The organism is Enterobacter cloacae complex sp. P12RS, from assembly GCF_014895875.1.
Taxonomy (GTDB): domain Bacteria; phylum Pseudomonadota; class Gammaproteobacteria; order Enterobacterales; family Enterobacteriaceae; genus Enterobacter; species Enterobacter bugandensis.
The window spans coordinates 1-20,034 of record NZ_JADBQO010000043.1; the positions used below are offsets into that span (position 1 = coordinate 1).

At 56.6% G+C, this 20,034-nt stretch carries 20 protein-coding genes; 6 read left to right on the forward strand and 14 right to left on the reverse strand.

The window, feature by feature from the left end; translation table 11 throughout:
• Nucleotides 1-134: 134 nt before the first annotated feature.
• The 5 genes from yqaB (at nucleotide 135) to IM284_RS19925 (ending at nucleotide 4,241) form a co-directional block, all read left to right on the forward strand.
• A complete protein-coding gene (gene yqaB, locus IM284_RS19905; RefSeq protein ID WP_028014186.1) occupies nucleotides 135-701 on the forward strand; it encodes a fructose-1-phosphate/6-phosphogluconate phosphatase in 567 nt (188 codons plus the stop codon).
• Entirely contained in the window at nucleotides 698-1,126 is a 429-nt protein-coding gene (locus IM284_RS19910) for a YqaA family protein (RefSeq protein ID WP_008499541.1), read from the forward strand. The genes yqaB and IM284_RS19910 overlap by 4 nt, the downstream gene beginning before the upstream one ends.
• An 83-nt stretch (nucleotides 1,127-1,209) precedes the next feature.
• Nucleotides 1,210-2,754: a glutamate--cysteine ligase gene (gene gshA, locus IM284_RS19915; protein ID WP_047367511.1), complete on the forward strand. Its 1,545-nt coding sequence runs from the start codon at nucleotides 1,210-1,212 to the stop codon at nucleotides 2,752-2,754.
• A gap of 153 nt (nucleotides 2,755-2,907) precedes the next feature.
• Nucleotides 2,908-3,423, forward strand: coding sequence for an S-ribosylhomocysteine lyase (luxS, locus tag IM284_RS19920; protein ID WP_008499539.1), 516 nt, complete (start codon nucleotides 2,908-2,910; stop codon nucleotides 3,421-3,423).
• Nucleotides 3,424-3,476: 53 nt separating this feature from the next.
• Nucleotides 3,477-4,241, forward strand: a complete 765-nt coding sequence (locus IM284_RS19925) for a helix-turn-helix domain-containing protein (RefSeq protein ID WP_028014184.1) — start codon at nucleotides 3,477-3,479, stop codon at nucleotides 4,239-4,241.
• On the opposite strand, the gene leuA is transcribed toward IM284_RS19925, so the two are convergent.
• The 13 genes from leuA to IM284_RS19990 form a co-directional block, all read right to left on the reverse strand.
• A complete protein-coding gene (gene leuA, locus IM284_RS19930; RefSeq protein ID WP_063437569.1) occupies nucleotides 4,228-5,883 on the reverse strand; it encodes a 2-isopropylmalate synthase in 1,656 nt (551 codons plus the stop codon). The genes IM284_RS19925 and leuA overlap by 14 nt on opposite strands.
• Nucleotides 5,884-5,979: 96 nt before the next feature.
• Complete coding sequence (emrB, locus tag IM284_RS19935; protein WP_028014182.1) at nucleotides 5,980-7,527, reverse strand: multidrug efflux MFS transporter permease subunit EmrB; 1,548 nt, start codon at nucleotides 7,525-7,527, stop codon at nucleotides 5,980-5,982.
• A 16-nt stretch (nucleotides 7,528-7,543) separates the two neighbouring features.
• The gene (emrA, locus tag IM284_RS19940) at nucleotides 7,544-8,716 is read right to left on the reverse strand and encodes a multidrug efflux MFS transporter periplasmic adaptor subunit EmrA (RefSeq protein WP_021241959.1); all 1,173 of its coding nucleotides are present in this window, start codon (nucleotides 8,714-8,716) and stop codon (nucleotides 7,544-7,546) included.
• 128 nt (nucleotides 8,717-8,844) lie between these two features.
• Nucleotides 8,845-9,375, reverse strand: coding sequence for a transcriptional repressor MprA (gene mprA, locus IM284_RS19945; protein ID WP_041911975.1), 531 nt, complete (start codon nucleotides 9,373-9,375; stop codon nucleotides 8,845-8,847).
• Nucleotides 9,376-9,690: 315 nt separating this feature from the next.
• On the reverse strand, nucleotides 9,691-10,875 hold the full coding sequence (locus IM284_RS19950; protein WP_193055871.1) for an MFS transporter: 1,185 nt from the start codon (nucleotides 10,873-10,875) through the stop codon (nucleotides 9,691-9,693).
• Nucleotides 10,876-11,047: 172 nt separating this feature from the next.
• Nucleotides 11,048-12,043, reverse strand: coding sequence for a glycine betaine/L-proline ABC transporter substrate-binding protein ProX (gene proX / locus IM284_RS19955; protein ID WP_047367514.1), 996 nt, complete (start codon nucleotides 12,041-12,043; stop codon nucleotides 11,048-11,050).
• Between the two features lie 9 nt (nucleotides 12,044-12,052).
• Nucleotides 12,053-13,117 carry a glycine betaine/L-proline ABC transporter permease ProW gene (gene proW / locus IM284_RS19960; protein ID WP_047367515.1) on the reverse strand — a complete coding sequence of 355 codons (1,065 nt, stop codon included), beginning with the start codon at nucleotides 13,115-13,117 and terminating at the stop codon, nucleotides 12,053-12,055.
• Nucleotides 13,110-14,312: a glycine betaine/L-proline ABC transporter ATP-binding protein ProV gene (gene proV, locus IM284_RS19965; protein WP_028014177.1), complete on the reverse strand. Its 1,203-nt coding sequence runs from the start codon at nucleotides 14,310-14,312 to the stop codon at nucleotides 13,110-13,112. Before proV ends, proW begins: the two co-directional genes overlap by 8 nt.
• 332 nt (nucleotides 14,313-14,644) lie before the next feature.
• On the reverse strand, nucleotides 14,645-15,604 hold the full coding sequence (gene nrdF / locus IM284_RS19970; protein WP_047367516.1) for a class 1b ribonucleoside-diphosphate reductase subunit beta: 960 nt from the start codon (nucleotides 15,602-15,604) through the stop codon (nucleotides 14,645-14,647).
• Between the two features lie 9 nt (nucleotides 15,605-15,613).
• Nucleotides 15,614-17,758, reverse strand: coding sequence for a class 1b ribonucleoside-diphosphate reductase subunit alpha (nrdE, locus tag IM284_RS19975; RefSeq protein ID WP_047367517.1), 2,145 nt, complete (start codon nucleotides 17,756-17,758; stop codon nucleotides 15,614-15,616).
• The gene (gene nrdI, locus IM284_RS19980; RefSeq protein ID WP_041908531.1) at nucleotides 17,731-18,141 is read right to left on the reverse strand and encodes a class Ib ribonucleoside-diphosphate reductase assembly flavoprotein NrdI; all 411 of its coding nucleotides are present in this window, start codon (nucleotides 18,139-18,141) and stop codon (nucleotides 17,731-17,733) included. Before nrdI ends, nrdE begins: the two co-directional genes overlap by 28 nt.
• Nucleotides 18,138-18,377, reverse strand: a complete 240-nt coding sequence (gene nrdH, locus IM284_RS19985) for a glutaredoxin-like protein NrdH (RefSeq protein WP_032644910.1) — start codon at nucleotides 18,375-18,377, stop codon at nucleotides 18,138-18,140. The genes nrdI and nrdH overlap by 4 nt, the downstream gene beginning before the upstream one ends.
• Before the next feature lie 243 nt (nucleotides 18,378-18,620).
• Nucleotides 18,621-18,947 carry a DUF883 domain-containing protein gene (locus tag IM284_RS19990; RefSeq protein ID WP_047367518.1) on the reverse strand — a complete coding sequence of 109 codons (327 nt, stop codon included), beginning with the start codon at nucleotides 18,945-18,947 and terminating at the stop codon, nucleotides 18,621-18,623.
• Nucleotides 18,948-19,107: 160 nt separating this feature from the next.
• On the opposite strand from IM284_RS19990, the gene IM284_RS19995 reads away from it, so the two are divergent.
• Complete coding sequence (locus IM284_RS19995; RefSeq protein WP_023308923.1) at nucleotides 19,108-19,452, forward strand: DUF2002 family protein; 345 nt, start codon at nucleotides 19,108-19,110, stop codon at nucleotides 19,450-19,452.
• A 32-nt stretch (nucleotides 19,453-19,484) separates the two neighbouring features.
• On the opposite strand, the gene alaE is transcribed toward IM284_RS19995, so the two are convergent.
• Nucleotides 19,485-19,934 (reverse strand): L-alanine exporter AlaE, encoded by a 450-nt coding sequence (gene alaE, locus IM284_RS20000; protein WP_028014172.1) that lies wholly within the window; start codon nucleotides 19,932-19,934, stop codon nucleotides 19,485-19,487.
• Between the last annotated feature and the right edge of the window lie 100 nt (nucleotides 19,935-20,034).

Below are 20,034 nucleotides of genomic sequence, written 5' to 3' on the forward strand. Positions count from 1 at the left end.
TCCTCCCGGATGCACCATCTTCTCTTCTTTTGTCTATTTCATCGACGTTCCGTCAGCAATCACACTCTCTGTCAGCGACAAAAACCCCCTTTTACGATAAAGTAATGCTTTGTTAATCGTTTAGCGAGAGCACGATGTACGCACAGTATGACGGTTTGATCTTCGACATGGATGGCACCATCCTGGATACTGAACCCACGCATCGTCAAGCCTGGACCGAGGTCCTTGGCCGCTACGGCATGCGTTTCGACCTTCAGGCGATGATTGCCCTCAACGGATCCCCAACCTGGCGTATTGCGCAGGCCGTGATTGAACTGAATCAGGCCGATCTCGACCCACACCTTCTCGCGCGTGAAAAAACCGATGCGGTAAAAGCCATGCTTTTAGATACCGTACGCCCTCTGCCACTGATTGATGTGGTAAAAGAGTGGCACGGGCGTCGCCCGATGTCTGTCGGGACGGGCAGCGAGAGCGCGATAGCAGAAGCGTTGCTCAACCATCTTGGCCTGCGCCACTATTTTTCTGCCGTGGTGGCCGCCGATCATGTTAAAAATCACAAGCCCGCGCCGGACACCTTCCTGCTTTGCGCAGAATTAATGGGCGTACCGGCGGCAAAATGCGTCGTGTTTGAAGATGCCGACTTCGGTATTCAGGCCGCGCGTGATGCCGGAATGGCGGCGGTGGATGTGCGCTTACTGTGAGTGACGCGCTGTCACTTGCCTCATTATTCGCCAGCAGTTTTCTAAGCGCCACGCTGTTACCGGGAAATTCGGAAGTGGTACTGGTGGCGATGCTGTTGTCCGGCGTGAGTCAGCCCTGGCTGCTTGTATTAATAGCAACAATGGGTAATAGCCTTGGAGGGCTGACTAACGTTATTCTTGGGCGTTTCTTTCCGCTGCGCGAAAAATCGCGCTGGCAGGAAAAGGCAGTCGGCTGGCTAAAACGCTATGGCGCTGCCACGCTGTTATTAAGCTGGATGCCTGTAATAGGCGATTTACTGTGTCTGCTGGCGGGATGGATGCGCATCTCCTGGGGACCGGTGCTCTTTTTTTTGTGCCTTGGCAAGGCGTTGCGCTATGTTCTCGTGGCGTGGGCAACACTACAGGGTATGACGTGGTGGCACTAATTGGTGGAATGAATACGCGACCTTCAATCGTCAACCATTACAATTATGCTGAGTAACATTACTTTGACAGGCGGGAGGTCAATTTGATCCCGGACGTATCTCAGGCGCTGGCCTGGCTGGAAAACCACCCTCAGGCTCTGAAGGGTATTCAGCGTGGTCTTGAGCGTGAAACGCTGCGCGTTAACGCGGACGGTAGCTTAGCGACGACGGGTCACCCGAAGGCGTTAGGCTCGGCGCTGACACATAAATGGATCACAACCGATTTCGCTGAAGCGCTGCTGGAGTTCATTACGCCGGTGAACGGCGATATTGATCATATGCTGACGATCCTGCGCGACATCCATCGCTACACCGCGCGCAATCTCGGCGATGAACGTATGTGGCCGCTCAGCATGCCGTGCTATATCGAGCAGGGCCAGGAGATTGAGCTGGCGCAGTACGGCACGTCAAACATTGGTCGGCTGAAAACGCTCTATCGCGAAGGTCTTAAAAATCGCTACGGCGCGCTGATGCAGACGATCTCTGGCGTGCATTACAATTTCTCTTTGCCGATGGCGTTCTGGCAGGCGAAGGGGGGAGAAACGGATAAAGAAGCGATCTCCGCCGGTTATTTCCGTCTGATCCGCAACTATTACCGTTTTGGCTGGGTGATTCCGTATCTGTTTGGCGCGTCGCCTGCCATTTGTTCATCGTTCCTGCAGGGGAAACCGACCACGCTGCCGTTCGAAAAAACCGAGTGCGGCATGTACTATCTTCCGTACGCGACTTCTCTGCGCATGAGCGATCTGGGCTATACCAATAAATCGCAAAGCAATCTCGGTATTACGTTTAACGAATTGCACGAATATGTGGCAGGATTGAAGCGGGCGATTAAAACTCCGTCGGAAGAGTACGCGAAAATCGGCCTCGAAAAAGACGGAAAGCGCCTGCAAATCAACAGCAACGTATTGCAGATTGAAAACGAACTGTATGCGCCAATTCGTCCGAAGCGCGTGACGCGCAGCGGTGAAACGCCGTCGGATGCGCTGCAGCGCGGCGGCATTGAATACATTGAAGTGCGCTCGCTGGACATCAACCCGTTCTCACCGATTGGCGTTGACGAGCAGCAGGTTCGCTTCCTGGATCTGTTTATGGTCTGGTGCGCGCTGGCGGATGCGCCGGAAATGAGTTCAGACGAACTGCTTTGTACGCGCACGAACTGGAACCGCGTGATTCTGGAAGGCCGTAAACCGGGTCTGACGCTGGGTATTGGCTGCGAAACGGCGCAGTTCCCGCTGGCTAAGGTTGGTAAGGATCTGTTCCGTGACCTGAAGCGTGTTGCCCGCACCCTGGACAGCATCGACGGCGGCGACGCGTATCAACAGATTTGCGACCAGCTGGTGGAATGCTTTGATAACCCGGAACTGACGTTCTCTGCGCGCATTTTGCGCACCATGATCGAGCAGGGGATTGGCGGCACAGGGCGTTCACTCTCAGCGGAGTACCGTGAGATGCTGATGCAGGAGCCGTTAGAGATCCTGAGCGAAGCGGATTTTGTCGCGGAGCGCGACGCGTCCCTGGTGCGTCAGAAAGAGGTTGAAGCGGCGGATACGGAGTCGTTTGAGGCGTTTCTGGCGAAGCAGGCTTAAGCAGAAAAGAAAAAGGCCACATCGCTGTGGCCAAAATATACATCTCTGAATTCAGGGATGATGATAACAAATGCGCGTCTTTCATATACTCAGACGTGCATTCTGTAGAAGAGTTCAGTTTATTTTAAAAAAAATCACTATCGGAGGTGACGTATGCCGTTATTAGATAGCTTTACTGTCGACCATACCCGTATGGAAGCACCTGCAGTCCGCGTGGCGAAGACCATGCACACCCCGCACGGCGACACGATCACCGTCTTCGATCTGCGCTTCTGCGTGCCGAATAAAGAAGTGATGCCGGAGAAAGGCATTCACACCCTGGAACACCTGTTCGCCGGTTTCATGCGTGACCACCTGAACGGCAACGGCGTTGAGATCATCGACATTTCTCCGATGGGCTGCCGTACCGGCTTCTACATGAGCCTGATTGGTCAGCCTGAAGAGAAACGCGTCGCCGATGCGTGGAAAGCGGCGATGGAAGACGTGCTGAAAGTGAAAGAGCAGAACCAGATCCCTGAGCTGAACGTTTACCAGTGCGGCACTTACCAGATGCACTCTCTGGAAGAAGCCCAGGAAATTGCCCGTCACATCATCGAGCGTGACGTTCGCGTGAACAGCAATGAAGAGCTGGCCCTGCCAAAAGAAAAACTGCAGGAACTGCACATCTAGTATTGTGCCTGTGGATGCCCGGTGGCGCTTCGCTGGCCGGGCCTACAATCCTCATGACGACAACCACCACCTTCTCCTTTACCCATCGCCCACTTGTGCCGTTTTCGCATGATTATGCTCATGGCGATAGCGAGCCGTGGCATGAGCACGACTGCGCGCAGCTGCTGCACAGCCTGACGGGCGTCGTGCGGGTCGATACCGCATCCGGCTGCTGGGTAGTGCCGCCCGGGCGCGGCGTCTGGCTACCGGCGGGGACACAGCACTCGCTTCGCATCACCGGCAACGTTGCAGCCCGCACGCTGTTTATCGATCCGCTGGCGCGAGCCGATCTCCCGGCGACCTGTCAGATCGTGCAGATCTCCCCGCTGCTGCGCGAGCTGATCCTCACCTCCCTGACGCTACCTGAGTCGTACTCGCCGGGAAGCCGTGACGAGCGCGTGTATGAGCTCATTCTGGATGAAATTCGCATCATGCCGGTGCTGCCGTTTCACCTGCCGGAACCGGAAAGTGAAGCGTTACGCCAGCTGTGTCGGCAGGTCCGTCAGTTACCAGGTGAAAGCTGGAGCGGTCAACAGAGCGCGAGCTTGCTCGGCATGAGCGAGCGTACGCTGAACCGCCATTTTCAGCAGCAGACCGGGTTAAGCTACGGCGAGTGGGTGAGAAGGGCGCGCCTGCTGGAAGCCTTAGTGCGGCTGGCCCAGGGCCAGCCGGTGCTGCGCGTGGCGCTGGATCTGGGATACGGCAGCCACAGCGCCTTTACGGCGATGTTCCGCCGGACGATGGGTATCTCACCCAGCGATTACTTTAAGAACGACTGACCGCGTTAAACAGCGCCTGAAGCGACGCGCGCGCCACGTCGCTGTCAATGCCCACGCCCCAGCTGCTGGTGCCGTCCTGGAACAGGCAGCGGATATAGGCCACCGATCGGCTGTCGCTGCGTTCGCCCAGCGTATGTTCGTGATAATCCTTAATCATAAACGGCGCGTTGACCCAGCGGCTCAGGCCCTGCGCGGCAGCGGAGAGCAGACCATTGCCCTGACCCTCCAGCTGGCGCGTTCCCCCCTGCGTGACGACGCTTGCCGTCAGCCGCAGCTGGCCGTCCTGCTGGCCGTCGCTGCGGTAGGATTGCAGCGCCAGCTGCGGCGTCGTTACCAGCCCGTAGCGGGTGCGGAATAGCTGCCACAGCGCGTTCTGCGTCATTTCTTTCCCGTGGCGATCCGTTTCCTGCTGCACGTGCTGGCTAAAATCCTGCTGCAGGGCGCGGGGCAGCTTCAGGCCGTGGTTTTGCTCAATAAGCCAGGCGCTGCCGCTTTTTCCTGACTGGCTGTTCACGCGGATCACCGCTTCGTAGGTGCAGCCGATGTCCTGCGGATCGACGGGCAGATAGGGCATCTCCCAGCGATCGCCAGGCCTGCGGGCATCAAAGCCTTTCTTGATGGCGTCCTGATGCGAGCCGGAGAAGGCGGTATAGGCCAGCCGTCCTGCCCACGGATGGCGCGGATGGACAGGCAACTGGTTGCAGGTCTCTACCGTTTCGACCACCCGATTCATATCGCTAAAGTCCAGATTGGGACTAATGCCCTGGCTGTAGAGGTTCATCGCCAGCGTTACCAGGCAAACGTTGCCCGTGCGTTCGCCGTTGCCAAAAAGGCAGCCCTCTACGCGGTCGGCCCCGGCCATCACCGCCAGCTCCGCGCTGGCGACGCCCGTTCCGCGGTCGTTATGCGGATGCACGCTGATGCAAACGTCGCGGCGGCGGCTGAAGTGGCGGCAGAAATACTCGATCTGATCGGCATAGACGTTCGGCGTACTGACCTCGACGGTAGCGGGTAAGTTGATCACCATTGGCCGTTCATCGCACGGCTGCCAGATCTCCGCCACGGCTTCACAAATCTCCAGCGCAAACTCCGGCTCGGTAAAGCAGAAGGTTTCCGGGGAGTACTCGTACTGCCAGCGGGTTTCAGGGTTCTCTTCACAAAGCTGGCGGATAAGCCGCGTGGCGCGGGTGGCCAGCTCGACGATCTGCGCTTTCTCCATACCGAACACCAGGCGGCGGAACAGCGGGGCGGTGGCGTTATACAGGTGGACGGTGGCCTGCTTCGCGCCGCGCAGGGATTCAAAAGTACGATGGATGAGATCTTCCCGCGCCTGTGTTAACACCTGAATCGTGACGTCATCCGGAATGCGGTTCTCTTCGATGAGCTGGCGGACAAAGTTGAAGTCGGTCTGCGAGGCGGACGGGAAGGCGACCTCAATCTCTTTAAATCCGCAGCCCAGCAGCAAATCCCAGAACTGCAGCTTGCGCGCGCTGTCCATCGGCTCGGCAAGCGCCTGATTGCCGTCGCGTAAGTCTGTCGAGAGCCAGCGCGGCGCGCGGGTGATGGTCTGCTCCGGCCAGCGGCGGTCGGGCAATGAAACGGTGGGATAAGGCTGGTATTTGTCGGCGGGTGTATTCAGCATGATGCGCTCCTGTTGTCTTTTCACTATCGTGAATTGATTTCAGGAGCGCTGCTTTATCGAAACTGACAATCGCTGTCGCGTTCTGGACAACGCGAATTAGTGCGCCCCTCCGCCGCCGCCACCGGCGCCAAACGGCGGTCTGGCAAACCACACCAGCCCCAGCAGGACGATGAAGATCCCCGCCGATATCCAGAAAATCTCGTTTGCCGAGATAATCAGCCCCTGGTTGGTGATCTGCTGGGCAATCCAGCCGGATGCCTGCTGCTCCGTCATCCCCATGCCCTGAAGCTGACTGTACATCTGCTGGGCATTCGGATTGTACGGGTTCACCGCTTCGGTCAGCTGGGCGTGGTGCATCGATTCACGGTTGGTCCACAGGGTGGTGGTGATCGACGTCCCGATGGAACCCGCTAGCGTACGGGTGAAGTTCGACAGGCTTGATGCCGCCGCCAGACGCTCAGGCGGCAGGCCAGAGAGCGTAATGGTGGTCAGCGGCATAAAGAAGCACGCCACCGCAAAGCCCTGAATGAACTGCGGCCACGCCGAGGCGCCAAAGTCCATTCCCGGCTCAAAGGTATACGCGCGCCAGTAGAAGCACACGGCGTACATAATGAAGCTGAACGTCACCAGCCGACGCATGTCGAGCTTGTGGGCGAAGCGGCCAATAATCGGCGACAGCAGAACCGGGATCACCCCAACGGGCGCTGAGGCCAGCCCCGCCCAGGTCGCGGTATAGCCATACACCTCCTGCAACAGCTGCGGCAGCAGAACAATCGCGCCGAAGTAGAGCATATAGGCGAGGCTGATACACAGGCAGCCGATGGTGAAGTTTCGCGATTTGAAGAGCGAGAGATCGACAATTGGGTTGTCGTCCGTCAGCTCCCAGACAATCAGGAAGCTTATCGACACCACCGCGACAATGGTCAGGATGATGATCTCCTGCGAGTTGAACCAGTCGAGCTCTTTACCGCGGTCGAGCATGATCTGCAGACTGCCGATACCCAGGATCAGCAGCGCCAGCCCGATGCTGTCGATACGGCGCTGTTCGGTGCGCGTCTCTCGTCCCCGCAGCGACTGCAGCGTCATCAATACCACGACGGCGCCAATCGGTACGTTGATAAAGAAGATCCAGCCCCAGTGGTAGTTATCGCTGATGTACCCGCCCAGAATCGGTCCGCAGATAGGCGCGACGATAACGGTCATTGACCACAGCGCCAGCGCGACCGAACGCTTTGCTGGGGGGTAGTTGCTCAGCAGCAAACTCTGCGACAGCGGGATCAGCGGCCCGGCGACAATCCCCTGAATGACGCGGAAGAAAATCAGCATCGTCAGGCTGCTGGACATGCCGCACGCCCAGGAGGCAAGAACAAACGCTACCGTGGACCAGAGGAACAGCTTCACCTCACCGACGCGCTTCGCCAGCCAGCCGGTGATAGGGATGGAGATGGCGTTTGCCACCCCAAACGAAGTAATGACCCATGTCCCCTGGCTCAGCGACGAGCCAAGGTTGCCGGCGATGGTTGGGATCGCCACGTTTGCGATGGTGGAGTCCAGCACCTGCATGAATGTCGCCAGCGACAGCGCAATGGTCATAATGACCAGCTGCGCGCCTTCCAGCGGTTTTTGCGGCTTTTGCTGTTGCATAACGCTCACCTTCGGATTAACCGGCGTTTGCCTTCACGATGTCATCGATCAGTTTGTTGACCGGATCGAGGCTAATTTCACGGGCGTTACTTTCATAAACCGGGCTGCTACGCACCTGGCTTGCCAGGATCTGACCGTCGCGGTTGGCGGTATCGACCGTCACAAGCGTTGAGAGGCCGATACGCAGCGGGTGATCCGCCAGCTGTTTGGCATCCAGCTCGATACGCACGGGCAGACGCTGAACCACTTTGATCCAGTTGCCGGTGGCGTTTTGCGCTGGCAGCAGGGAGAAAGCGCTGCCGGTCCCCATATCCAGACCCACCACTTTCCCGGTGTACTTCACGTCATCGCCGTAGATATCGCTGACCACGGTTGCGGTCTGGCCGATACGCATATGGGCGAGCTGCGTCTCTTTAAAGTTGGCGTCTACCCACAGGTTGTCTGCCGGCACGACTGCCATCAGCGGCGTGGTCGGGCTAATCTGCGCCCCTGGCTGGACGGAACGGCGGGAGACGTAGCCGGTCATCGGGCTGACGATTTTGGTACGCTGCAGGGCAAGCCATGCGTTGCGTACTTCAGTCGCCGCCTGTTGTACGGCGGGCTGGTTTTCGAGGCTGGTGCCGAGCACCATCGCCTGGTTGGCGTTGTACTGTTGAATCGCCACGTCCAGCTGTGCCTGGGCACTGGCAACCGCGTCGCGCGCGTGCTGCAGCTCTTCACGGCCAATCAGGTTAGCGGTGCCGAGCGGTACACGGCGGTTCAGGTCGCTCTGCGCCTGCGCGAGTGCGGTTTTCTGCACGTCGATGTTGGCCTGCAGCTGTTTACTGTTGATCATCAGCTGGCGGGTTTGACGGACGCTGGAGGCCAGCGCGGTCTGGGCTTTCTCAAAGGCCTGCTGGGCGTCGGTTGGATCGAGGGTCACCAACACATCGCCTTTTTGCACAAAGTCGGTATTGTCAGCCCAGACTTTCGTCACGCTGCCCGACACCTGCGCCATAATCTGTACCTGGTTCCCTGCCACGTATGCGTCGTCAGTCTCTTCTGCATGACGCAATACTAAAAACCAATAGATCCCATATGCCACGGCAATAATAATAAAGAGCAAGGTCAACAGAAGAAGGGCACTTTTACGTTTGCCTTTCTTATTGGCCGGTTGCTGCGGGGTAGTGCTCTCCGCATTTGCGCTCATTGTTGTTCTCCACGATCTTCTTATTTTCACATCGGCTGAGCCGACCTGTTGTCAGAAAGGCCAGCAGTGTGACGTGCTGGCCTGTCGGTTTTCTTATATAAATCTGGATTGTTGAGCGTGTCGTCGCGTTAGCGCAGCGCCTCAAGAACAGCGCCTTCTTCATCCATCTGGTCCAGACGGGTGAGCAGCTTGCGAGTGATATGCTCAAGCTGGTCGCGCTCGGAAGTACTGAGGGCAGACCAGAGTTTGTGCAGGCAATTGTGCTGAGGTGGCAGCACCTCACGCAGGAACTGGTGACCTTTATCGGTCAATTGCAGATGCAGGCAGCGGCGATCGTTATCGCTTTCACGGCGCTCAATCCAGCCGCGCTTTTCCAGCTCATCGGCAATACGGGTCGCATTGGTTCGGGACGATCCCAGCGCGCAGCTCAGCTCAGAAGGCTGAATGCTATGGTTTTCCTGAGACTCCAGCGTAATCAACGCCATAAACAACGTCTCGTTAATCCCTTGAGCTTTCAGCATTTTATTACGATTTTCCAGTAGCTTACCCTGCATGTGCATGCACAGGCGGGTCAGCAGGATTTCCTGATACGGGAAGTCCTCATGACGACTGGCGCGGAATTTAAGCATTTGTTCAATGGGCGTAAACGAACTATCCATTTTGGGCATAACCTCATTAATTACAGCCGATATAGTAACGATGGTGACAAATAATGTAAATGAATTATTTGTGCGGTTATATCCGCCAAACGAATGCCACCATCAAAGAGCGCCGGGTAAGTCCGTGACCCGGTGAGCACAGAAAGCGTAGGGTATAAACCCGCTGAAGAGAGGATGTGGGGACGGGGGTCTGAACTATTCATGCCAATTGTAGATATGTCACCCACATTAAAATTTCTGGGATAAATGATTACGTTTACATTAACAGACTGCCGGGCCCCTTTACACCCTAAGAGGCCCAAAGCAATGTAAAACTTAATGAATTGCTTCCTGACGATGATAGCCGCGCCACCATACAACCAGGTTAAGCGCGGCGACGATTGCCCCTATCCCGCACACACCTGACCAGCCAGCATGCTGCCACGCCGACGCTGATATTAACGAACCCGCCGCACCACCAATGAAGTAGCTGGTCATGTATCCGGCCGTGAGGCGGTTACGCGCCTCGGGCTTCACGCGGTAAATCACGGTCTGGTTGGTGATGTGAACACCCTGTACGGTGAGATCGAGCACCAGAATACCGACGATCAGCGCCAGCACCGAGACGTGCCCATACCAGATGGCCGCCCAGGAGAGCAGGAGCAAAATCAGTCCGGCTGTCGTGGTCATGTGCGATTTGCCTTTATCAGCCAGCCCGCCTGCCGGGCGAGCGCCCAATGCACCTGCTGCACCGGCCAGACCGAACAGACCAATCACCCCTTCGGAATAATTGAACGGCGGTGCTGCCAGCAGAAATGCCATCGACGTCCAGAGAATGCTGAAGTTGGCGAAGGTTAAACACCCCAGCAGAGCGCGGGTGCGCAGCAGTTTATCCTGCGTGAACAGGCTAAACACGGAGGCCAGAAGCTGCGGGTAATTCAGGTGATTCTCCTGCTTCACCTTCGGCAGCCCGCGCCACAGCGCCAGCGCCATCACCACCATCAATACGCTCGCCACCCAGTAGACGGTGCGCCAGCCGCCGAGGCTTGCCAGCAGCCCGGCAACGGTTCGCGCCAGCAGAATGCCCAGCAGCAGGCCGCTCATGATAGTGCCGACCACTTTGCCGCGTTTTTCCGGCGAGGCGAGCGTTGCGGCGAGAGGCACCAGGATTTGCGCGACGACGGAGAAAAGCCCCGTTAGCGCGGTACCGACGATCATCATCGTCAGCGACTGGCTGCTGGCGGTGATCAGCATGCCGCCTGCCGCCAGAAGCGTCATAGAGACGATAAGCATCCGGCGCTCAAACATATCGCCCAATGGCACCAGGAACAGCAGCCCTGCCGCATAGCCGAGCTGCGCAGCGGTGACGATAAAGCCGGCGGAGCTGGCTGAAAGATCGAAGGCGCGCGCGATAGTATCAAGCAGAGGTTGTGCGTAATAGTTGCTGGCGACAGCCAGACCCGTTGCCACGGACATTAAAAGGATGAGTGCGGGGCTAAGCCCCTGAGCTGTTTTTGTCATTAGTTTCAGGAATCGTGAGTTAAGTGATTATTTTTCCGGAAACCATAATAGCTAATGATTGTGAATGTTGGGGGATTGTTATGTGTGTGTTTGTGCGGTTAATCCCCTCACCCTAACCCTCTCCCCAGAGGGGTGTACGGTCCGGGGTGAGGGGTAAGGTTGTGTTGCGTTTTTACTTCTGCGCCGCAAGCGCCTCTTTCACCCAGCCATCAAACTGCTGCTGGTGGGCTTTGATCCAGCCATCCACGTGGCCTTTAACATCCGCCTCAGAGGATTTGCCCGCGTGCATCATCGCATTCTGGGCGTTGATGTCCGCCAGCGGCAGCTTCATCACCGAGAACAGCTTCGCCGCAGCCGGGTTTTTCTCCGCCCAGGCTTTGTTCGCCACGATGTGCATGGTGTTCACCGGGAAGCCATAGTTCATGCCGTTCGGCAGTTTGGTGTCGATATCTTTCTGCTCGCCGGGCAGGGAGGAGAACGGCACCTGTAACCACACCACGTCTTTGCCCGGCTTCAGCACGTCGCTCACCCAGTACGGCGTCCAGGTGTAGTAGATCACCGGCTTGCCTTCTTTAAAGCGGGCAATGGTGTCGGCCATCATCGCGGAGTAGTTGCCGTGGCTCACGTCGACGGTTTTCGCCAGATCGAACGCTTTGTTCTGGTGGTTAATCACCGCTTCGCAGCCCCAGCCCGGCGAGCAGCCCATCATGTCGGCCTTGCCGTCACCGTTGGTGTCGAACAGTCTGGCGATCTTCGGATCTTTCAGCTGCTCAATATTGGTGATGTGGTACTTATCAGCGGTTTTCTTGTCGATCAGATAACCCTGCGCCGCGCCGGTCACGAAGGTGCCTTCGCGATAGAATTTCTTATCGCCACCTGCGGCGGCATACATGTCGTCGTGCAGCGGCTGCCAGTTCACGGCGGTAAAGGTGGCATCACCGGAGGCAATCGAGGTGTAGCCCACGTTGTAATCCACTTCGCTCGGCGTGCTGACCGTATAGCCCAGCTTCTCCAGCGCGCGGCTGACGATCAGGGTCTGGAAGCTCTCTTCCGAAATGGTGCTCTGCACCGGCTGCACGGTAATGCCTTTGCCCGGCAGGTCAGCGGCAAACGCGCTGGTGGAGACAAGGGTGGCAAACGCTGTGGCAAAAAGTACGTTATGTCGCATCGTTGTTCCTTATTTTGTAAAGGGGCGGGTGAGTAACCCGACAGGGCCGGTGGTATACCAGCGACGGTTGCCGCGACTGCGTGAATCACGACCGACAGCCTGGGTCAGGCGGTCAAGGATAATGGCGAGGATCACAATCCCGACGCCGCCGACGGTCGCCAGCCCCATGTCGAGACGGCCAATACCGCGCAGCACCATCTGGCCGAGACCGCCAACGGCGATCATCGAGGCGATCACCACCATGGACAGTGCCAGCATCAGCGTCTGGTTAACGCCCGCCATAATGGTCGGCATCGCCAGCGGAAGCTGAACCTTAAACAGCATCTGACGCGGGCTGGCGCCGAACGAGCGCGAGGCCTCAATCAGATCCGCCGGCACCTGGTTAATCCCCAGAATGGTCAGGCGAATAATCGGCGGCAGGGCGAAGATAATGGTCACCACCACGCCCGGCACGTTACCGATGCCGAACAGCATCACGATAGGCACCAGATAGACGAACGCCGGGGTGGTCTGCATCGCATCCAGCAGGGGACGAATAATCTTCGCCGCCCGCGGGCTGCGCGCCAGCCAGATCCCCATCGGCAGGCCGATGACAATGCAGAAGAGCAGGGCGGTCAGCACCAGCGCCAGGGTAATCATCGCCTGAGACCACGCGCCAATCGCGCCGATGGCAATCAGGGAGATCAGCGTGGCGATGCCCATACCCGCGCTACCGAACTGCCACGCGATCAGCGAGAACAGGATAATCGCCACCGGTGCCGGCATGCCCAGCATCAGCTGCTGGAAGCCGTTCAGGATGTAATCCACCGGGATGCGGATCCCCTGGAACACCGGGCGGAAATGGGTAACGACCCAGTCGATCCCCTCTGTCACCCAGCTGTCCAGCGGGATCAGCGTCTTGTGGAACGGATCCATAATATTGAAATGCTCTGGCGCAGGCGCGGGTGCGCTATTGAGCCAGTCCGCCGCGCCGCCGCCGTCGGCAGGTGCGGGCGTGGAACCCCACGCATCGGCAGATTGCGCCGCGCTGTCCGCAGCTTCAGTGGTACCCCATGGGTTTGATTGATCAGCCATTGTTTGCCCCCTCGCGATCTAAAGCCTGTAGCAGCATCCGTTTTGAGATGATGCCAACGTACTGTTGTTCTTCACCGACAACCGGCACGGCGCAAGGCGCCTGACCCACGTGAGAGAGCAACTCGCTAAGCGGCGTTTCGGCATCCACGGCAAGCGGAGCGTCAATCAACGCCGCATCGATTCCCTGGTTTTCGCTCAGGGCGTTTTTCAGAGAGTCGATGGAGACAACGCCGACAAATTTATTGCCGCGTTCAACCAGATAACCGTATTCACGGTCTTCATCCTGCAACAGCTTCAGCGCGGAGCGCGGGCCGAAGCCTGGCGTTTTTCGAATAATGCCGTTTGGCGTTCGGCGGGCAATATCTTTCGCGCTAAATACCTGGCTAATATCCACGCCGCGGAAGAAGGTGCGCACGTAATCATTCGCCGGATTATTCAGAATTTCATCCGGCGTACCGACCTGCACCACTTCGCCATTTTGCATAATGGCAATGCGGTCGCCAATACGCATGGCTTCATCGAGATCGTGAGAAATAAAGACAATGGTGCGCTGGTGTTTGGCCTGTAATTTTACCAGCTCATCCTGCATCTCGGTGCGAATTAAAGGATCGAGGGCGGAGAAGGCTTCATCCATTAATAATATGTCTGGATTAATAGCTAACGCGCGGGCTAATCCGACGCGCTGACGCATCCCGCCCGAAAGCTCGTCCGGGTAGGCATGAGCGTAATTTTCCAGCCCTACCTGACGCAAAGCATCCAGGGCTTTTTCCTGACGTTCCTGAGCAGGCGTGCCGGCTAATTCCATACCGAAGGCGGTATTATCGAGCACCGTCATATGCGGCATCAGCGCGAATGACTGAAACACCATTGCGATCTTCTTTCTGCGCACCTCGCGGAGTTCTGCGTCTGAGATTCTGGCGATATCCACGCCGTCAATCAGCACCTGTCCGCGGGTGGGTTCAATCAGGCGATTGAGAAGGCGAACCATAGTGGATTTACCCGAACCGGATAACCCCATGATGACAAAAATCTCGCCTTCTTCAATGGCCAGACTGGCGTCTTTAACGCCAAGCGACAGCCCGGTTTTTTCCAGAATTTGCTCTTTCGAAAGGCCTTTCTCAATATATTTGAATGCGCGCTGCGGGTGCTCGCCAAATATTTTATAAAGATTTTTCACTTCTAATTTAATTGCCATGCAATAGAGAGTGTCCTGTTATTTGTTTATGTCGATATGATTACCATGGTAAATTGTTAACGGGCATAACCCTAACATACTGAGAATCTGAGACAACCCTGAGTTGGCCTGACGCCGGAATTTTGTTGCAAGCGAAACGGCTGAATTTCCCATGAATAAAGGGCTGAGGGCGGTTTGAATTTTTCTCAATTTTTTGCTGCTGCGTCGGGAAATTCGCCTGAATCGGTGTGATTCAGGCGAATATGACGGGGAAATTACAGTGTAGTGCCTGGTGAAATAGTGGTGTGGAAATAATGAGATTTATATTTAATTAATGAACGTTAATTCATACATTAAAAATCCCAATCCTCATCTTCTGTCTCCACCGCTTTACCCATCACGTACGACGATCCGGACCCGGAGAAGAAATCGTGGTTTTCGTCCGCATTGGGCGACAGCGCCGCGAGGATCGCCGGGTTTACCTCCGCCATCTCCGGCGGGAAAAGCGCGTCGTAGCCCAGGTTCATCAGCGCTTTGTTCGCGTTGTAGCAGAGAAACGCCTTCACGTCCTCTTCCCAGCCCGTTCCGGCGTACAGCTCTTCGGTATAGCTCAACTCGTTGTCATACAGATCCATCAGCAAATCGAGGGCGAAACCTTTGAGTTCCTCGCGTTTTTCCGGGCTGACTTTCTCCAGCCCTTTCTGATACTTATAGCCGATGTAATACCCGTGCACCGCCTCGTCACGGATAATGAGGCGAATCAAATCGGCGGTGTTGGTGAGCTTGCCCCGGCTCGACCAGTACATGGGCAGCCAGAAGCCGGAATAGAAGAGGAAGGATTCCAGGAACACGCTGGCGATCTTCTTCTTCAGCGACTCGTCGGCGCGGTAATACTCCAGCACCAGCTCCGCCTTGCGCTGCAATGACGCGCTCTCTTCGCTCCAGGCGTAGGCCGCGTCCACGTCTTTGGTCTGGCACAGCGTCGAGAAAATCGAGCTGTAGGAGCGGGCGTGCACCGCCTCCATAAAGCTGATGTTCGACATCACCGCCTCTTCGTGCGGCGTCAGCGCGTCGCTCATCAGCGCGGGCGCACCGACGGTATTCTGAATAGTGTCCAGCAGCGTCAGACCGGTAAAGACGCGGATCGTCAGCTGCTGTTCGGCGTGGCTCAGCGTCTGCCAGGCTGGAATATCATTGGAGAGCGGCACCTTTTCCGGCAGCCAGAAGTTGCTGGTCAGGCGGTTCCACACCTCCAGGTCTTTATCGTCCTGAATCTTGTTCCAGTTAACGGCACTCACGCGTGACAGTTTCATCCTTTCTCCTTACAGCGCGCAGGACACGCAGCCTTCAATTTCGGTGCCTTCCAGCGCAAGCTGGCGCAGGCGAATGTAGTACAGCGTTTTGATGCCTTTCTTCCAGGCGTAAATCTGCGCTTTGTTGATATCCCGCGTGGTGGCGGTGTCCGGGAAGAAGAGCGTCAGCGACAGCCCCTGGTCCACGTGCTTCGTGGCCTCGGCGTAGGTATCAATGATTTTTTCCGGGCCGATCTCGTACGCGTCCTGGTACAGCGCCAGGTTCTCATTGGTCATAAACGGGGCAGGGTAGTAGACGCGTCCGGTTTTGCCTTCCTTACGGATCTCAATCTTCGACACGATCGGGTGAATGCTCGATGTGGCGTGGTTGATGTAGGAAATCGAACCGGTTGGCGGTACCGCCTGCAGGTTCTGGTTATAAATGCCGTAGCGCATCACGTCGTCGCGCAACTGCTGCCACATCTCGCGCGTCGGCAGGGTAATGCCGGCGCGGTCAAACAGCGCGCGCACTTTTTCGGTTTTCGGCTGCCAGTCGCCTTCCAGATACTGGCTGAAATACGCCCCGCTGGCGTAGCGCGACTGCTCAAAGCCTGCGAACCGCTGGTTGCGCTCGCGCGCCAGCATCATTGAGGTATGCAGCGCATGCCAGGTGACGGTGTAGAAATAGAGATTCGTGAAATCCAGCCCTTCCGGGCTGCCGTAGGCGATGCCTTCCCGTGCCAGATAGCCGTGCAGGTTCATCTGTCCCAGGCCGATGGCGTGCGACGCGGCGTTGCCCGCCTCGATGGACGGCACGCTGCGGATGTGGCTCATGTCCGATACCGCCGTCAGCCCGCGAACGGCGGTCTCCACCGTGCGGCCAAAATCCGGCGAATCCATGGTGTGGGCAATATTCAGCGACCCGAGGTTGCAGGAGATATCTTTGCCGATCTCCGCGTAGTCCAGGTTTTCGTCGTAAGCGGAGGCGCTGTTGACCTGCAAAATTTCCGAGCACAGGTTGCTCATGTTGATGCGCCCGGCAATCGGATTGGCGCGGTTTACCGTATCCTCGTACATGATGTACGGATAGCCGGATTCAAACTGAATTTCCGCAAGCGTCTGGAAGAAATCGCGGGCGTTGATGTATTTCTTGCGGATGCGATCGTCTGCAACCAGCTCGTCATAAAGCTCGCTTATCGCCACGTCGCCAAACGCTTTGCCGTAGATCCGCTCCACGTCATACGGCGAGAAGAGCGCCATGTCGGCATTCTCTTTGGCCAGCTTAAACGTGATATCCGGGATCGTCACGCCGAGCGACAGGGTTTTGATGCGGATTTTTTCGTCGGCGTTTTCGCGCTTGGTATCGAGAAAACGCAGGATGTCCGGGTGGTGCGCGTGCAGATAAACCGCGCCCGCACCCTGGCGTGCGCCAAGCTGGTTGGCGTAGGAGAAGGCATCTTCCAGCATCTTCATCACCGGAATGACGCCGGAAGACTGGTTTTCGATGCGTTTGATCGGCGCGCCCGCTTCCCGCAGGTTCGAGAGCAGAAACGCCACGCCGCCGCCGCGTTTGGAAAGCTGCAGCGCCGAGTTCACCGCACGGCCAATCGACTCCATATTGTCTTCGATGCGCAGCAGGAAGCAGGAGACCAGCTCGCCGCGCTGGGCTTTACCACAGTTGAGAAACGTCGGCGTGGCGGGCTGGAAGCGGCCGGAGAGGATCTCCTCCGTCAGCCGTTCAGCCAGCGCTTCATCGCCCTGGGCCAGCGTCAGGGCCACCATCACGGTGCGATCTTCAAAGCTTTCTAAATAGCGTTTGCCGTCGAAGGTTTTCAGGGTGTAGCTGGTGTAATACTTCCATGCGCCAAGAAACGTCTGGAAGCGAAAACCGCTGGCGTGCGCACGTTCAAACAGTCTTACCACGAAGGGACGATCGTAGCGGGCCAGGACGCGCTCCTCGTAGTAGCCCTCGTTAACCAGATAGTCGAGACGTTCATTCTGGCTTGAAAACGTCACGCTGTTGGGCCGCACGTGGGCGGCGAAAAAAGCCTCTACCGCCTCGCGATCTTTGCCAAACTGAATGCGCCCCTCCCGGTCATAGAGGTTAAGCATCGCGTTTAATGCGTGGTAGTCCGGCGTCGCCTGAATTACCCGTTCTGCGGTTGTCGTTGCCAAAATTCGTTCACTCCTTTACGCACGTTTTCTACGTCCTGCTGTGTCCCCATCAGTTCAAAACGATAGAGATACGGCACGCCGCATTTTTGAGAGATGACATCCCCGGCGCGGCCAAAGGCATCGCCAAAATTACGATTGCCCGCCGCGATCACGCCCCGAATCAGTACCCGGTTATGAGGATCGTTCAGAAAGCGGATCACCTGGCGGGGTACTGCTCCTGCCGTACCGCCGCCGCCATAGCTGGGCACCACCAGAATGTAAGGTTCGTCTACCTGAATGCGCTCCCGCTCATTGAGCGGAATACGCACCGCAGGCAGCCCGAGGCGCTCAATAAAGCGCAGCGTGTTTTCTGAGCTGCTGGAGAAGAAGACCAGCCCACTCATGCACGCGTGGCCTGAGCGCTCAGGCGGTTAATCATGTCCGGGCGAAAGCCAGACCAGCTGGTATCACCGGCAATGACCACCGGAAGCTGACGAAATCCCTGTTCGCGCAGGGTATCCGCGGCATCGGGCACCAGGTCGATATTTACCATCTCAAACGCCACGCCGCGGCTCTCCATCGCCCGTTTAGTGGCGTGGCACTGAACACAATCGTTACGAGTGTAAATAATAATGCTCATGATTCGTATTTCCATTTAGAATGAGAAAACGGCGCGAGTTAACGCGTCATAGAGTGTGTGTCTTTCTTAAGGGAATACTAGATGTAGTAGAGAAAAGATTCAACCATACAAGATATGGGAAATTCAGATTAATGTTGCCCTGATGATGAGCTCAGCGGGGCAGGGCGGGCTGTACGGGTTTTTCAGGATTACAGGCATAAAAAAGCCCCGGCGCCTGAGGCTACCGGGGTTGAGAATGCGGGCTTACTTACGCAGGCTGAGCAGGGCTCCGACAAAAATGCCGACCGCCGCGACGGTTCCCAGCGAACACAGTGGTTTTTCACGTACGAAGGTCGTAGCACAGCTTGCCATGTCGCAGGCCGCCTGCGTAGCGCGTGAACGTCCGTTCATACGGGCGCGGGTTTCACGGAGCAGAGACTGAGCCTTACGTTTCGCAGCATCTGCTTCATCCTTCGCATCGGATCCCCAGGATTTCAGCACTTCCTCAAGCGTGTCCGCTAATTGGCTGACATCATTACGAATATCCTGCGCGTCGTCGTTAATATCGTTTCGGTTCGGTCTGTTAAACATACGATCCTCCGTAATTTTGTGTTCCCGTTTAGTTTAGTTCAGAAATTTAATATCTGAAGCGCGTCACGCGTTATCCGCCAGTTTATGGACTATTCTGAAAGCCCTGCTAATGCTGATTACTGTAAGGTTGCCGGGCAGGAAAAGATAACGAGGAAAAGATATGTATTTACGACCTGACGAGGTGGCACGCGTTCTTGAAAAAGAGGGATTCACCATGGATGAGGTGACGCCAAAAGCGTATGGATATCGCCGCGGCGAGAATTATGTTTATGTTAATCGTGAAGCCAGGATGGGACGTACCGCTCTCATTATTCACCCGACGCTGAAAGACAGAAGTCTGTCATTTGCTGAGCCTGCCTCGGATATTAAAACCTGCGATCACTATCAGCAATTTCCGCTCTATTTAGGCGGTGAACGGCATGAGCATTATGGTATTCCGCACGGTTTCAGTTCGCGTATGGCGCTGGAGCGGTTTCTGAAGGGACTGTTTGGCGACGTACAGTAAATCTGCGACTGGCTTTCGCCAGTCGCTTCACATTACGCTTTTACCTGTCCGTACTGGCTGACCTTAAACAGGCGGCGGCAGTAGTCGAGGAAATAGCCGTATACCGCACCCATCAGCATTGATACCACGATATTCGAACTGACCGCTGCGGCGATCTGGTGCCAGTCCGCGCCCACTGTCAGGAGAATAGCCACGTATACCGGCGACTGGAACGTGACGTACGCCAGCACGTCGGCAAGATTTTTCATCCAGCCCGCCGGGCTGATGCGGCGCGCGAAACGCATAACGGCATCGCGGTATAGCCCGTAAGGCCATGCGATAATAATATTGACCGGGATCGCCACCAGACGAGAAGAAAGTGACTGCTCGAAGGTCATTCCGGAGAGGAATATTTCAATCAGCATGTTCACAACGGAACAGTAGACAACCATCGCGAAAGTATCCGCCACCGCGTGGCGCAGGCGAGATTGCGGCGAGAACATGTCTGAACTCCTTGAGAAGAACGCAGTGGAATCGGTTTTCCTTCAGCGGCTAGTTCTTTAGGTTGGTTTGTTTGAGGTGTATAGCGTATATCTCTATGTT